The sequence below is a fragment of the Leisingera coralii genome, assembly GCF_049056525.1.
GTDB classification, from domain to species: domain Bacteria; phylum Pseudomonadota; class Alphaproteobacteria; order Rhodobacterales; family Rhodobacteraceae; genus Leisingera; species Leisingera coralii.
The window spans coordinates 1-14,098 of record NZ_JBHUPT010000015.1; the positions used below are offsets into that span (position 1 = coordinate 1).

The following is a 14,098-nucleotide window of genomic DNA, read 5'->3' on the forward strand; positions in this document are numbered from 1 at the left end:
TGCGGTTCGCACGGCGCCCTGCCCAACGCTTTCGGGACGGCCGCAGGCAGGCCGGAAAGGGGCGGGAGCGCCCGGCTGCTAGACGGGAGGTATCTAAATGCGGATAGCGGCGGTGGCGTAGAGCGGGAAATCAGACCAGGCCGCGCCAGCGCAGGACCACGATCAGCAGGATCATCACCACCAGCAGCGAAAACGCCATGCTGCCCAGCACCCCGAGCCAGAAGCCCTTGCGCCGGTCGGCGAGGTCGATCTTCTGCAGATGCGCCTTTACCTCGCGGGCGGCGCCGCGCAGCGGTTTTTCGTCCACCGTCTGCCGCAGCTTGGGGTGTTCCAGCAGCGGCAGCGCATCGGCGATCTTCATGCCCTGCTTGTAAATGCGGCGCGGCAGGCGGCGGCGGGCGCGTTTCAGCGCTGCGGCGAGGCCGCCGGAGGCATGCTCGCGCTCCTTCAGGAGCGTGCGGATTTCTTCGATATCCTGGTCCAGGCTGGCGGCCATTGCGGCACTCTCCCTCAGCTGCCTCGTTCCGCCACCCTAGCCTGCGCCCGCGTCCGTCTCAATGGGGCTGGCAAGCCTCCGCCTGCCCCGCTATCAAGGCGGCATGCTGAACACGATCACTCATGGCTCTGCCACCGGAAAACCGCCGCTCCTGATAGCCCACGGCCTCTATGGCTCGGCCCGCAACTGGGGCGTCATCGCCAAGCGCCTGTCGGACGAGCGGCTGGTGGTGGCCGCCGATATGCGCAACCACGGTGACAGCCCGCGGGCGGACAGCCACACCTATCCGGAGCTGGCAGAGGATCTGGCGGAAGTGGTCGCGGCGCATGGCGGCCGGATGGATGTGATCGGCCATTCGATGGGCGGCAAGGCGGCGATGATGCTGGCGCTGAACCACCCCGAAGCGGTGCGCCGCCTGGTGGTCGCCGACATTGCGCCGGTGGCCTATGGCCACACCCAGATCCAGTATATCCATGCCATGCGTTCGGTCGATCTGGAGACGCTGGAGCGCCGCCCGCAAGCCGCCGCACAGCTGGCCGATGCCGGGGTGGAGCCCGCGCTGCAGAGCTTCTTCACCCAGTCGCTCGACGTCCCGAACAAGCGCTGGAAGCTGAACCTGGACACGCTGGCGGATCAGATGCCGAACATCATGTCCTTCCCGCAGACCGATGCCTCCTGGGACGGTCCTGCGCTGTTCCTGTCAGGCTCCGAGTCGGACTACGTGCTGCCGGAGCACCGCGAGGAGATCCGCGCACGCTTCCCCGCCGCCCGCTTTGCCAAGCTGCCCGGCGCGGGCCATTGGCTGCACGCCGAGAAACCGCGGGAGTTCGAGGCCGCGGCGCGGGTGTTCCTCAACGCCTAGGCGCCGCGGGCATAAAGCTGTTTGGCAACCAGCCAGGCCACCGGCATCCCCAGAGCCGCACCTGCCGCCGCGGCGGCGAGAATGGCCGGGACCGTGGCCATCCCTGCGACCAGAACCGCAATCACGCCAACCCCTGCCAGGCTGCTGCCGATCAGAGAATACAGGATGGATGCAAGGCGCAACATGGGCTCTCTCCTATAGCTGCCGAGTCTTTTCGGGTTCAGGCATAGGCAGAGTGAAAGGCCGCGGCCTTGATCAGGATCAGATGGCCAGCCAATCAAATAGGGCGGCCCCGGCGGGGCCGCCAGCATCTGACTATCCGGGGAGGAACGCGTCAGCCGATCTCCACGAAAACCCGGCCGCCTTCGACCTTTACAGGGTAGGTCTTGAGGTCTTCATGCACCGGCGCCGACAGTGCCTTGCCGGTGCAGATGTCGAAGCGGCCGCCGTGCAAGGGGCACTCGATGACGCAGTCGATCACCAATCCGTCCTCCAAGCTCTGCTCCTCATGCGTGCACATGAGGTCGGAAGCAAAGAAGCCCTTTTCCGTGTTGTAGATTGCGTAGGATTTGCCCTCGTGCTCCCAGGAGATCAGGTCCTCCTCGTCGATGTCATCGGTGGCGCAGGCGTTTATCCATTGGCTCATGCTGTTTGCTCCTGGTTGAGATCATCGCGGCTGGGGTTACATGGTCCGCTGCGCAACCCGCTGCACAGGCCCGCCCTCGGTGATCATGTGCGGCGCCTGGCGGATGGTGGCGGCCTTGGTCGGGCGGCCCAGAGAGCGGCGCAGCACCACGGACAGCACTTCAAGGTTGGTCTTGAAGAAACCGGGATCGGGCTGCGGCAGCTGGTCCTGCACCGCCTCGGCCAGCTTGGGCAGTGCATGATACGGCACCTGCGGATACAGATGGTGTTCGACGTGGTTGTTCATGTTCATGTAGAGGAATTCAGCCAGCCAGTTGCTGCGGAAAGAACGGGTGCTTTCCAGGATCGAGGGCGAGTTTTCCTGCAGCTCCACATGCTGGATCAGGGTGAACAGCAGCATGACCGGCGCGCCCAGAACCCGCGGGACCGCGATCAGCCAGACCGGCCACCAGATGCCCAGGAACGGCGCCGCGGCGATCAGCGTATAAATCCCCAGCATGATGCGCGCGTTGCGGGTCATCTTGGCAAACTCGCCTTCGGGCGTGACCATCTTCATGGTGTCGGTGTAGTGGCCCGCCGCCAGATGCACGAAGACCTGCATATGGAAGCGCAGCAGCGCAAAGCCGGTGATCTCGGCCAGCCAGCCGCCAAAGCCCATCGGTGTGTCGAACGGCATCTGGCTGTCCTTGCCCACCCACCAAGTGTGGGTGTGGTGGTTGGTGTGGGTGTAGCGGCGGTGCAGCGGCTCCTCCATGTAGAGGAGCGATGTGACCCATAGCACCGCTTCGTTCAGCCAGCGGGTGCGGAAGGCGGTCCCATGCGCCGTCTCATGGCTGAAGGAATAGGCCGGCACGGTTAGGAAGACGCCGTGCAGCAGCATGGCAGGCCACATCCAGATTGTGCCCAGGGTGGCCCAGACCAGGGTGCCGGTGGCGGCCAGAAAGGCCAGCCATTGCGCCAAATAGATCAAGCCGGGCCTGTCACTGCGGGCGGCAATGGATTTCAGCGTCTTCTTGTCGAGCTTCACGCCCGAGGACGCGGCATTTGTGGGGACGTAATCAGGCATCTGGGACCTTCTGGATGGCTGAACTGTGTGTTTCAACTGGATGCAGCAAACCGCCGGGCAGTCTTCTGAACTGCCCGTGGTGTCATTGCCTGCATTGAAAGCCTATTTAGCTGGCGTAGTTGGAGCCTTCGTCGTCGAGGATCGCCTTCAGCTCCGCCAGGTGGCGCTCCGCCTGGTCCGGGTAATCCTCCAGCTCCTGCGCGGTCTTCTCGGCGATCTCATCGCTCAGCACCCGCAGCTTCTGGCCGGTTTGCAGCGCCCGGATATAGGTCTCGGCGGCGCGCTCGAAATAGTAGAGGCGGTTGAAGGTGTCCGCGACGCTGTCGCCGATCACCAGCACCCCGTGGTTGCCCATGATCATGGTCTTGACCTTGGGATCGGTCAGCATCGAGGCGCAGCGGGCGCCCTCGTCCTCAAACGCCAGACCGCCGAAATCGCCATCCACCACGTAGCGGTTATAGAAAGTGGCGGTGTTCTGGTCGATCGGCGGCAGGGTGCTGTCGGCGAGGCAGGCCAGCACGGTCGCATGGATCGAATGCACATGCATCACGCAGCGCGCATGCGGGCACAGCCGGTGGATCGAGCCGTGCAGCCCCCAGGCGGTCGGGTCGGGCGCGTCGGGGCGCTCCATTGTCTTGGGGTCATTGGCGTCCAACAGCAGGAGGTTCGAGGCCTTCACCCGGGCGAAATGCACCTGGTTCGGGTTCATCAGGAACTGGCTGCCGTCCTCGTTCACGGCAAGGCTGAAGTGGTTGGCCACCGCCTCGTGCATGTTCAGCCGCTCGGTCCAGCGGAAGGCCGCGGCCATGTCGACGCGCTCCTGCCAATGGGTGAGGTTCGGGTTCACCGCTGCTTGTTTGTTCATCTGGCACCTCCCATAAATGCTGCCGTATTGGTGCCAGCCGCAACAGGGGCTGACAAACGATGAATTCAACAGTAATGCATTAATCGAGTTAATGCATAGGTCACAGGTCCATGCCGTCACCCGTTTCGCCTTCGTCCTCCCTGCCGCCGCTCACCTGGCTGCGCGCCTTCGAGGCCAGCGCCCGGCACTTGTCCTTTACCCGTGCCGCGGGAGAGCTGAACCTGACGCAATCTGCAATCAGCCAGCATGTGCGCAGCCTTGAGAATTTCCTGGGCAGGGAGCTGTTCATCCGCAAAACCCGCGCGCTGGAGCTGAGCGAGGCCGGCGCCAATTACATGCCCATCGTGCGGGAGGCCTTTGACCTGATTGCGGCGGGCACCCAAGCCTTTACCGGCGGCGATCAGGGGCGGCATCTGGTGCTGCAGTGCAATATGGCGTTTTCAGTGTTCTGGCTGTCGCCGCGCCTGCCCCGGCTCTATGAAAAATTCCCCTGGCTGGTGCTGAACATCGTGACGCCGATCTGGGACCCGGAGCGGCATGCCAGCTCCGCCGGGACCGAGATCCGCTTTGGCCGCCCGAATGACATGTCGGCGGCAGCGGTCCGGCTGACCCGGGACCGGTTCTACCCAGTCTGTGCGCCGGGCTATCAGGGCGGCGAGTTTGATTTCAGCACCGCGACCCTGCTGGATTGCGGCGGAGTGACAGGCTCTTGGGGGGCGTGGTTCAAGTCGCAGGAACTGCCGTTTGAGCGCAACCACGAGATCAACCTGGCCTCCACCTACGTGATTGCCATGACAGCCGCGGTGAATGGCGCCGGGATTTCCATGTCGCATGACACGCTGGCGGGCGGTCTGCTGGAGAGCGGCCAGCTGGTCAAACCCAGCGAGCATTCGGCGGAGCTGTTGGAGAACTACTTTCTGATGCCGCCGCCCAGCCATTCCAGCACCCCGGCGTCGCGGGCGTTCCTGGAATGGCTGGAGGGGGAGCTGCCGCCATTTTAGAAAGGTCCCGCCCCCCATGGGCGGGTGCTGCGCTGCCGCCCGCGGCCTGGCACTGCCCTCCGAGTATTTCAGGCACTTTCAACATTTCCCAACATCACTTCAGAAAAGTGCGCTAGCCGCCCGCCCCTTGCGTGTTAACGCCTGCGACGTTATATGCGCGGCACCGGTCGCAGCCTACCCGGTCACCAAAACAAGGGTTCAAAAATGAAGACTATCGTTATCTGCTCGGGCGGGCTGGATTCCGTTTCGCTTGCCCATATGGTCGCTGAGGAGCATCAGCTGACCCTTCTTGTCTCCTTCGATTACGGCCAGCGCCACAAGAAGGAACTCGACTATGCCGCCGCCGCTGCCAAACGGCTGGGTGTGCCGCATGACATCATCGACATGAGGGGTATCGGCGCCGCGCTTTCCGGCTCGGCGCTCACCGATGACATCGACGTGCCGGACGGCCACTACGAAGAAGAGACCATGAAGGTCACCGTGGTGCCGAACCGCAATGCCATCATGCTGACCATCGCCTACGGCATCGCTGCCGCCAACGGGGACGAGGCCGTGGCCACGGCGGTGCATGGCGGCGACCACTTCATCTATCCGGACTGCCGCCCGGCCTTTACCGAGGCGTTTGATGCCATGCAGCGCGCCGCGCTGGACGGCTATGCCGACGTGCGGCTGTATACGCCGTTTGTGCACCGCACCAAGGGCGACATCGTCACCGCGGGCGCCAAGCACAACACCCCCTTTGCCGAGACCTGGTCCTGCTACAAGGGCGGTGAAAAGCACTGCGGCCGCTGCGGCACCTGCGTGGAACGGCGCGAGGCCTTCCACCTGGCAGGCGTCGAGGATCCGACGGAGTACGCCGACCCCGATTTCTGGAAAGCGGCAATTGCCGCCAAGGACGGCGCCTGATGTTCCGGATCACCAAGGAGTTCCACTTCTCCGCCTCGCATCAGCTGACCCATCTGCCGCCGGACCATCAATGCGCCCGGCTGCACGGCCACAACTATGTCGTGGTGGTGGAGCTGGCGGCGAAGGAGCTGAACAGCGACGGGTTCGTGCGCGACTATCACGAGCTGAAGCCGCTGAAGGACTATATCGACGAAACCTTCGACCACCGGCATCTGAACGATGTTCTGGAGGGACATTCGACGGCGGAGAACATGGCCAGGCATTTCTATGACTGGTGCCATGCGCGCTGGCCGGAAGTCACTGCCGTGAAGGTCTCGGAGACCCCGAAAACCTGGGCGGAGTACAGGCCGGAGGTCAGGCCGTGACCCTGCGCATCGCGGAAATTTTCGGCCCCACGATCCAGGGCGAGGGCGCCCTGATCGGGGAACCCACGGTGTTTGTGCGCGCGGGCGGCTGCGATTACCGCTGCTTGTGGTGCGACAGCATGCATGCGGTCGACAGCGCCTACCGGCATGACTGGGCGGTGATGGCGCCCGAAGAAGTCATGGCTGAGGTGCGCCGCCTGTCGGGCGGCAAGCCGCTGACGGTGTCGATTTCCGGCGGCAATCCGGCGATCCAGGACTTCGCCCCGGTGATCGCCTACGGCAAGGCCGAGGGCTACCGGTTTGCCTGCGAAACCCAAGGATCGGTCAGCAAGCCCTGGTTTGCGGACCTCGATACGCTGGTGCTGAGCCCCAAGCCGCCCTCCAGCGGCGAGACGGTGGACTGGAAGGCCTTTGACCAATGCCTCGAAGCGGCCAAGGGCTGCGGCCAGGCGGTGATGAAGATCGTGATCTTCGACGACAAGGATTACGCCTGGGCCAAGGCCGCTGCCGAACGCCACCCCGAGCTGCCGCTGTACCTGCAGCCCGGCAACCCTGAGGTCGATCCGGACCAGCCGGTCGACTTGCAGCAGGCCACCGACCGGCTGCTATGGCTCATCGAAAAAGTGACCGGCGACGGCTGGTTCACCCCCCGCGTCCTGCCGCAGCTGCATGTGCTGGTCTGGGGCAACAAGCGCGGCGTCTGAAGACAAGGAATCTGATATGTCTGACAGCATCTACAGCAACCTGAAACAGCTGGGCGGCGACACCATCGTGCCGCAAAGCCCGGAAGAGGCGGAACTGGAGCGGGTGCAGAACCCGCAGGCCGATGTGGCCTACAACGTGCGCTTCACCGCGCCGGAGTTCACCTCGCTCTGCCCGATGACCGGGCAGCCGGACTTTGCCCATCTGGTGATCGACTACGTGCCGGGAAAATGGCTGGTGGAGAGCAAATCGCTGAAACTCTTCCTCACCTCCTTCCGCAACCACGGCGCCTTCCATGAGGATTGCACCGTCTCCATCGCCCGCCGCCTGGCGGACTTCCTGGAGCCGCAATGGCTGCGCATCGGCGGCTACTGGTACCCGCGCGGCGGCATTCCGATCGACGTGTTCTGGCAGACCGGCCCGATGCCCGAGGGAGTCTGGATCCCCGACCAGGGCGTGCCCCCCTACCGCGGCCGCGGCTGAGCGGCCGCCCTGCCCCTCTGATCACCACAACCAGCCCGCCCCAGGGCTGGCTGCTACTCCGCCGGCCCCGCCGCAATTTCCGTTGCATCCTACAGGTGCAATACCGGCGCCCTGCAAATCGTCCGTTTTTACGAAAAAATGACTAAGATTTTATGCAACTTGCACTCTTTGGCGGCGCCAAGGGGTGTTTCGGGCTATTCGGAGGGGTGAACTAATAACGGGGGACCTTAATGAATTCGCTCGACATGGGAAAAACGCTTTCGGGCTACTTGCATACACTCTCTCAGGCAGGCCTTCAGGTCGAAATGTTCACGGATTTCGAGAAAGTGCCTGAAACCGCCGCCCTGTCAGGCCGCCAGTTCCAGATGCCGGGCTTTGCCATCGAGCGCGCCGACCACACCGAGAACTCGGCTTTCTGGCTGTTCCTGAAGGAGGACGGCGCCTATATCGGCGGCGCGGCGGCAATGCTGCAGGACCTGGGCCGGGAAACGCTGGCCGACTTCCTGCTGCGCACCTCCCGCCACCAGTTCCCCAATGCAGCAGGCGGCGGTGTCGAAAGCGTGGCCGAACCGCTGGCCCGCGAAGTCAGCGGGCGGCTGGCCTATATCGGCGAGCTGAATTTTCTGCCCGGCCGCCGCGGCAAGCGGGCGGAGCGGCTGGCGCCCTTCATGCGGATTTTCCAGATCATGGCGATCCAGAAATGGGATGTGGACTGGATCTATGCCTTCATCCCCGACCGCCACATGCAGGCGCGGCTGGATCTGGTCTACGGCTTCAGCCGGGCGATCCCCCGCGCGCAGAAATGGCGCGAACCGGAACCGGAGGTGCGCAGCAGCACCGAATGGTTTGTCGGCTCCTCCCGGCTGGAAATGGAGCACATGCTGCAAAGCGACCTAGCCGAATTTGATATCCTGTGAGAAATTGGCCACCAGCAGCTTGCCGTCCGGCAGGTAGACCGGCGCCAGAACCCGCCGGTACTGCCGGGTAAAGCGGCGGCCGTTCAGCAGCTTCACGTCAAGCGAGGGATGGGTGATGACAGGTTCGCCGCGGTTGATCGCCTCGCTGTGGGCCATCACCAGATCGGCGTTCAGCTTGTCGCTGAAGCCGTTCAGAGTATCGCGCAGCTGGCCGCTGCTGGACACTTCAAAACAGATGGAGGCCAGGCTGTGCACCCCGGACTGGATCGGCTGGATGCGGTTCTTCTCCACGTCGGGCGGATCGAACATGTCTACCGCGTGCTGCAGCTGGTCAAAGCCTTCCAGCCGGCCGCTGTTGGAAAACCACCAATCCAGGAAATCCTGCAGCGAGACATCGGTGCCGCAGTACTGCCGTGTGCGGGCAGCGGCCTGCATCTGCGCGTTGAGGATCTCAAAGGCCTTGCTGCTGTGCCCGCCTGCCTGGCGCTCCGGCAGCAGCTCCAGCCCGTTGGTATCGGACGAGAAATAGCGGAACGACACCCCCAGCCCGCGCGACAGCGCATCCAGCGTGCTCCAGCCGATCTCGCGCTCATGCTTCAGCGCGCTGTTGAAAGTGCCATAGGGAATGCCGCATTTCAGCGCCGCTTGCCGGTTGGACAGGTTCATATCCGCGAGCAGCGCGGCGATTTTCTCGTGAATCAGCGCCATGTGTCAAAGATCTTTCACATTCTGACCGACATCTTGCACAAAACTATCGTTACAGCAATGCAATCTTTACGTGATCATTCCATGTTTTATTGCACAGGGAACGCAGGCCGGATGTGGCCGGGCTGGTGCTGTCAGAGGGGGCTACTGCGATGAAACCAGTGGTGCGGACGGCGGGACTCGAACCCGCACGGCCATAAGGCCAGGAGATTTTAAGTCTCCGGTGTCTACCATTCCACCACGTCCGCCGGTGGCACCGCCGGGCGGCGCCACAACAGCAGGTCTAGCCTCCTGATTTCAGGCGGACAATCGCTTTTCGGTGTTTGCGGGGAATTTTTCCGTGATGCACGCGCCGCTACAGTTCAACGTCCCCTGCCCCCGGCGGCGCCAGCGGCCCGCCCGGATCGGCCAGGTAGCGCTCCGGCAACCAGGGGTTCAGCGCCAGTGCATCGGCCAGCGCCTCCCGTGCTTCCTCCATCCGGGACAGGCCATAGAGCGACAGCGCCCGCCCGCTCATCGCCGCGACATGGCGCGGCGACAGTTCCAGCGCCCGGTCCAGATCCAGCAGCGCAGCCGCAAAATCCCGGCGCAGGTAATGCACAAAGGCGCGCTGGTTGTAGCCCTCGGCATAGTCCGGGCAGTAGTCGATCAGCTGGTCGAAATCCTCCAGCGCACCCAGGAAGTCGAAGGACGAGCGCCGGGTCATGCCGCGGTTGAGGATCTCCTGCGCGCGCTCATCCGGGGCATCGGCCCAGAATTCCCACATCCGGTTGGCGATCTCGCGCGCCTGCGCCTCGCTGTCGGCCTGCTGGACCTGGCGCAGCAGCCCTTCGAGCGGGGTGCTGTGGTCCGGGGCGGCCGGGCAGTCCGCGGCGGCGGCCTGCGATGCCAGCAGCACGGCAGCAGCCGCCAGAACACAATTGACCGGAAAACGCGGGGCACGGAACACAGAGCAAAACATGCCCCTAATGCTGGCACAATTCTGGTTGCGATCAAGTCAACTGTCCGCGCGCTGCATCCGCAACACCCTATAGCGGCCCCAGCGCACCGTCTTCCTTCACCGCCTCCATCGCCACGTAGGTGGAAGTCGAGGAGACATGCGGCAGTGAGGAGATCTTCTCCCCCAGCACCGCCCGGTAATCGGTCATCGAGCGGGTGCGCACCTTCAGCAGATAGTCGAAATGCGACGCCATCATATAGGCCTGCTCGACCTCCGGCAGTTTGGACACCGCCGCATTGAACTTGGCCAGCGCCGCCTGCCGGGTGTCGTCCAGCTTCACCTCGACAAAGGCCACATGATCCAGCCCCAGCCTGATCGGGTCCACCAAGGCGCGGTAGCCGGTGATGATGCCCTCCGCCTCCAGCCGCCGCAGCCGGGTCTGGGTCGGGGTTTTCGACAGGCCGATCCTGCGGGCCAGGTCGGCGATGGAGATCCGCCCGTCCTCTGCCAGCACATTGAGAATCGCGCGGTCGAACCGGTCGATATCAGGAAAGTTCATTTGGACTGCGCACCCTCGATCTTTTTCATCATACAGCCTGCATTCTGCACATTTTCAGGCGATTGTCCCGCCAGAAAGCGTGTATTCTTAGCAAAAGCCCTGCATGTTTCCTGTGGAGTTCCCTGCATGACCACCCAACCCAAGCTGCGTTACCGGATCGATGCCGGCACCTATGCCGATCAGACTGCCATGCGCGACCAGCTGATTGCCCAAGCCGCCCTGTCCGAGCCTGACCGTTCCCGCATCTGCGCCAACGCTGCTGCCCTGGTGCGCGATATCCGCGGCCATTCGGCACCCGGGCTGATGGAGGTGTTCCTGGCCGAATACGGCCTGTCGACCGAAGAAGGCATCGCCCTGATGTGCCTGGCCGAGGCGCTGCTGCGGGTGCCGGACGCCGACACCATCGACGCGCTGATCGAGGACAAGATCGCCCCTTCCGACTGGGGCAAGCATCTGGGTAAGTCCACCTCCTCGCTGGTCAATGCCTCAACCTGGGCGCTGATGCTGACCGGCAAGGTGCTGGATGAGGAACGCAGCCCCATCGGTGCCCTGCGCGGCGCCATCAAACGCCTGGGCGAGCCGGTGATCCGCACCGCCGTCAGCCGCGCGATGAAGGAAATGGGCCGCCAGTTCGTGCTGGGCGAAACCATCGAAAGCGCGATGAACCGCGCCGCCGGGATGGAGGCCAAGGGCTACACCTATTCCTATGACATGCTGGGCGAGGCCGCCCGCACAGAGGCCGATGCTTCCCGCTATCACCTGTCCTATTCCAAGGCGATTTCGGCCATTGCCGCCGCCTGCAACAGCGACGACATCCGCAAGAACCCCGGCATCTCGGTGAAACTGTCGGCGCTGCACCCGCGCTATGAACTGGCGCAGGACGCCAGCGTGATGGAGCATCTGGTGCCGCGCCTGAAGGCGCTGGCGCTGCTGGCGAAAGCCGCCAAGATGGGCCTCAATGTCGACGCCGAAGAAGCCGACCGCCTGTCGCTGTCGCTGGAAGTGATCGACGCCGTGGTCTCCGACCCGGCGCTGGCGGGCTGGGACGGCTTTGGTGTGGTGGTGCAGGCCTATGGCCCGCGCACCGGCCTGGCCATCGACGCGCTGCATGAGATGGCCGAGAAGTACAACCGCCGCTTCATGGTGCGGCTGGTGAAGGGCGCCTATTGGGACACCGAGATCAAGCGCGCCCAGGTCGAGGGGGTCGAGGGCTTCCCGGTCTATACCTCCAAGCCGCTGACCGACGTGTCCTATATCTCCAATGCCCGCAAGCTCTTGGGCCTGACGGACCGGATCTATCCGCAGTTCGCCACCCATAACGCCCACACCGTTGCCGCCATCCTGCACATGGCCGAAGGCATGGATAAGGGGCTTTTTGAGTTCCAGCGCCTGCACGGCATGGGCGAGACCCTGCACCAGATGGTGCTGGAGCAGAACAAGACCAACTGCCGGATCTACGCGCCCGTCGGCGCGCACCGCGACCTGCTGGCCTATCTGGTGCGCCGCCTGCTGGAAAACGGCGCCAACAGCTCCTTTGTGAACCAGATCGTGGACGAGAATGTCCCGCCGGAGGCCGTGGCCGCCGATCCGTTTGCTGCCGTCGCGGATGTGACCCGCAAGATCCCGACCGGGCCGGAGCTGTATGCGCCGGAGCGTCCGAACTCCAAGGGCTTTGACCTGGGCCACGCACCGACGCTGGCAAAGATCGAAGAAGCCCGCGCGCCCTGGCGCAGCCACCAGTGGCAGGCCGGGCCGCTGCTGGCAGGCGATGCCCAGCCGGAGGCCGCCAAGGACGTGACCAGCCCGACCGACCAGAGCGTCGCCGGCACCGTCAGCCAGTGCAGCCCCGAGGACATCGAACTGGCGCTGGCGCTGGCCGACCCCTGGGACGCCCCGGCGGAGGAACGCGCGGCGATCCTCAACAAGGCGGCTGATCTCTATGAGGAGAACTTCGGCGAACTGTTTGCGATCCTCGCCCGCGAGGCCGGCAAGACCATTCCCGACGCGGTCGCCGAACTGCGCGAGGCGGTGGATTTCCTGCGCTACTACGCCGCCCGTATTCCCGATGCGCCGCCCGCTGGCATCTTCTCCTGCATCTCGCCGTGGAACTTCCCGCTGGCGATCTTCACCGGTCAGGTCTCGGCCGCGCTGGCCGCAGGCAATGCCGTCCTGGCCAAGCCGGCCGACCAGACGCCGCTGATCGCCCACCGCGCCGTGCAGCTGATGCACGAGGCCGGGGTGCCGCGGGCCGCAATGCAGCTGGTGCCGGGCCGCGGCAGCGTGGTCGGGGCCGCCATCACGTCCGATCCGCGGGTCAATGGCGTGGCCTTCACCGGCTCCACCGCCACCGCGATGCGCATCCGCAAGGCAATGGCCGACAACCTGCAGCCGGGCGCGCCGCTGATTGCGGAGACCGGCGGGCTGAATGCGATGATCGTCGACTCCACCGCGCTGCCGGAACAGGCGGTGCAGGCGGTGATCGAAAGCGCCTTCCAGTCCGCGGGCCAGCGCTGTTCGGCGCTGCGCTGCCTCTACCTGCAGGACGACATCGCCGACACCGTGCTGAAGATGCTCAAGGGCGCGATGGACTGCCTGCACCTGGATGACCCCTGGAACCTGTCCACCGACAGCGGCCCGGTGATCGACGAAGGCGCCCGCGCGGGCATCCTCGCCCATATCGACCGGGCCCGCGCCGAAGGCCGGGTGATCAAGGAGCTGATGGCGCCCCAGGGCGGCACCTTTGTGGCGCCCACGATGATCGAAATCCCCGGCATCAGCGCGCTGGAGGAGGAGATCTTTGGCCCCGTCCTGCATGTCGCGCGGTTCAAGTCGCAGCAGCTGGACCAGGTGATTTCCGACATCAACGCAACCGGTTACGGGCTCACCTTCGGGCTGCACACCCGCATTGACGACCGGGTGCAGCATGTCTGCGACCGGGTGCATGCGGGCAACATCTATGTGAACCGCAACCAGATCGGCGCCATCGTCGGCAGCCAGCCGTTCGGCGGCGAGGGCCTGTCGGGCACCGGCCCCAAGGCGGGCGGCCCCTACTACCTCAACCGCTTCTGCGCGCCGGACCGGCAGCAGGTCAGCGCCGAGTGGGAAACCGAAGCTGCCGCGCTGCCGGGGGCAAGCGGCGTGCCTGCACAGCCGGTGACCACCTCCCTGCCCGGACCGACCGGTGAATCGAACCGCCTGACGGTCTCGGCCCGCCCGCCGCTGCTGTGCATGGGCCCGGGGCCGGAGGCCGCCGCGGAGCAGGCCAAGGAGGTGATCAGCCTTGGCGGCACCGCGATCGAGGCGCATGGCCTTCTGGGGCTGAGCCAGCTGGAAACCGTCGAGGGCATCTCCGGCGTGCTGTGGTGGGGCGATGAGACGACCGGGCGCGAGATCGAGCAGCACCTTGCCAAGCGCGACGGCCCGATCATCCCGCTGATCCCGGGCAAGCCCGACCGCGCCCGCGTTCTGGCCGAGCGCCACGTCTGCGTTGACACCACCGCCTCGGGCGGCAACGCGGCGCTGCTCGGCGGCAACGCCTGAGCTGTAGCCGGTAAGCACTTGACGCTGGGCCCTTTCCGGCCCAGCG

Annotated in this window: 16 protein-coding genes and 1 tRNA gene; 8 read left to right on the forward strand and 9 right to left on the reverse strand. The window is 64.8% G+C overall.

Features of this window, described 5'->3' with window-relative positions:
* Positions 1-130: 130 nt before the first annotated feature.
* Complete coding sequence (locus ACFMBG_RS05940; protein ID WP_421053785.1) at positions 131-496, reverse strand: hypothetical protein; 366 nt, start codon at positions 494-496, stop codon at positions 131-133.
* A 103-nt stretch (positions 497-599) separates the two neighbouring features.
* Here ACFMBG_RS05940 and ACFMBG_RS05945 point away from each other — a divergent pair, with 103 nt between their 5' ends.
* Positions 600-1,358, forward strand: coding sequence for an alpha/beta fold hydrolase (locus ACFMBG_RS05945; RefSeq protein ID WP_421053786.1), 759 nt, complete (start codon positions 600-602; stop codon positions 1,356-1,358).
* Here the strand turns inward: ACFMBG_RS05945 and ACFMBG_RS05950 are convergent.
* The 4 genes from ACFMBG_RS05950 to ACFMBG_RS05965 all read right to left on the reverse strand — a co-directional run bounded on the left by ACFMBG_RS05950 (position 1,355) and on the right by ACFMBG_RS05965 (position 3,934).
* Positions 1,355-1,543, reverse strand: a complete 189-nt coding sequence (locus ACFMBG_RS05950) for a hypothetical protein (protein ID WP_421053787.1) — start codon at positions 1,541-1,543, stop codon at positions 1,355-1,357. The two genes, ACFMBG_RS05945 and ACFMBG_RS05950, sit on opposite strands and share 4 nt — an antisense overlap.
* Before the next feature lie 149 nt (positions 1,544-1,692).
* On the reverse strand, positions 1,693-2,004 hold the full coding sequence (locus ACFMBG_RS05955; protein ID WP_421053788.1) for a non-heme iron oxygenase ferredoxin subunit: 312 nt from the start codon (positions 2,002-2,004) through the stop codon (positions 1,693-1,695).
* A gap of 36 nt (positions 2,005-2,040) precedes the next feature.
* Positions 2,041-3,069: a fatty acid desaturase gene (locus ACFMBG_RS05960; protein ID WP_421053789.1), complete on the reverse strand. Its 1,029-nt coding sequence runs from the start codon at positions 3,067-3,069 to the stop codon at positions 2,041-2,043.
* Positions 3,070-3,175: 106 nt separating this feature from the next.
* Entirely contained in the window at positions 3,176-3,934 is a 759-nt protein-coding gene (locus tag ACFMBG_RS05965) for a class II aldolase and adducin N-terminal domain-containing protein (RefSeq protein ID WP_421053790.1), read from the reverse strand.
* Positions 3,935-4,044: 110 nt separating this feature from the next.
* Between ACFMBG_RS05965 and ACFMBG_RS05970 the strand changes: the two genes are divergently transcribed.
* From ACFMBG_RS05970 to ACFMBG_RS05995, 6 genes are all read left to right on the forward strand, one after another.
* Positions 4,045-4,935 carry a LysR family transcriptional regulator gene (locus ACFMBG_RS05970; RefSeq protein WP_421053791.1) on the forward strand — a complete coding sequence of 297 codons (891 nt, stop codon included), beginning with the start codon at positions 4,045-4,047 and terminating at the stop codon, positions 4,933-4,935.
* Positions 4,936-5,139: 204 nt separating this feature from the next.
* Positions 5,140-5,841 (forward strand): 7-cyano-7-deazaguanine synthase QueC, encoded by a 702-nt coding sequence (gene queC / locus ACFMBG_RS05975; protein ID WP_421053792.1) that lies wholly within the window; start codon positions 5,140-5,142, stop codon positions 5,839-5,841.
* Complete coding sequence (gene queD / locus ACFMBG_RS05980) at positions 5,841-6,206, forward strand: 6-carboxytetrahydropterin synthase QueD (RefSeq protein WP_421053793.1); 366 nt, start codon at positions 5,841-5,843, stop codon at positions 6,204-6,206. The genes queC and queD overlap by 1 nt, the downstream gene beginning before the upstream one ends.
* Positions 6,203-6,910, forward strand: a complete 708-nt coding sequence (gene queE, locus ACFMBG_RS05985) for a 7-carboxy-7-deazaguanine synthase QueE (RefSeq protein WP_421053794.1) — start codon at positions 6,203-6,205, stop codon at positions 6,908-6,910. The genes queD and queE overlap by 4 nt, the downstream gene beginning before the upstream one ends.
* 16 nt (positions 6,911-6,926) lie before the next feature.
* Positions 6,927-7,391: a preQ(1) synthase gene (queF, locus tag ACFMBG_RS05990; RefSeq protein WP_421053795.1), complete on the forward strand. Its 465-nt coding sequence runs from the start codon at positions 6,927-6,929 to the stop codon at positions 7,389-7,391.
* Between the two features lie 305 nt (positions 7,392-7,696).
* Entirely contained in the window at positions 7,697-8,308 is a 612-nt protein-coding gene (locus ACFMBG_RS05995) for a hypothetical protein (protein ID WP_421053796.1), read from the forward strand.
* Here ACFMBG_RS05995 and ACFMBG_RS06000 read toward each other — a convergent pair.
* The 4 genes from ACFMBG_RS06000 to ACFMBG_RS06015 all read right to left on the reverse strand — a co-directional run bounded on the left by ACFMBG_RS06000 (position 8,285) and on the right by ACFMBG_RS06015 (position 10,512).
* Positions 8,285-9,016, reverse strand: a complete 732-nt coding sequence (locus tag ACFMBG_RS06000; RefSeq protein ID WP_421053797.1) for a helix-turn-helix domain-containing protein — start codon at positions 9,014-9,016, stop codon at positions 8,285-8,287. The genes ACFMBG_RS05995 and ACFMBG_RS06000 overlap by 24 nt on opposite strands.
* A gap of 159 nt (positions 9,017-9,175) precedes the next feature.
* A tRNA-Leu gene (locus ACFMBG_RS06005) sits at positions 9,176-9,261 on the reverse strand.
* A 107-nt stretch (positions 9,262-9,368) separates the two neighbouring features.
* On the reverse strand, positions 9,369-9,974 hold the full coding sequence (locus ACFMBG_RS06010) for a tetratricopeptide repeat protein (RefSeq protein WP_421053798.1): 606 nt from the start codon (positions 9,972-9,974) through the stop codon (positions 9,369-9,371).
* Positions 9,975-10,041: 67 nt separating this feature from the next.
* Positions 10,042-10,512, reverse strand: coding sequence for an Lrp/AsnC family transcriptional regulator (locus ACFMBG_RS06015; protein WP_421053799.1), 471 nt, complete (start codon positions 10,510-10,512; stop codon positions 10,042-10,044).
* 126 nt (positions 10,513-10,638) lie between these two features.
* On the opposite strand from ACFMBG_RS06015, the gene putA reads away from it, so the two are divergent.
* Positions 10,639-14,052 carry a bifunctional proline dehydrogenase/L-glutamate gamma-semialdehyde dehydrogenase PutA gene (putA, locus tag ACFMBG_RS06020; RefSeq protein ID WP_421053800.1) on the forward strand — a complete coding sequence of 1,138 codons (3,414 nt, stop codon included), beginning with the start codon at positions 10,639-10,641 and terminating at the stop codon, positions 14,050-14,052.
* The last annotated feature ends 46 nt before the right edge of the window (positions 14,053-14,098 follow it).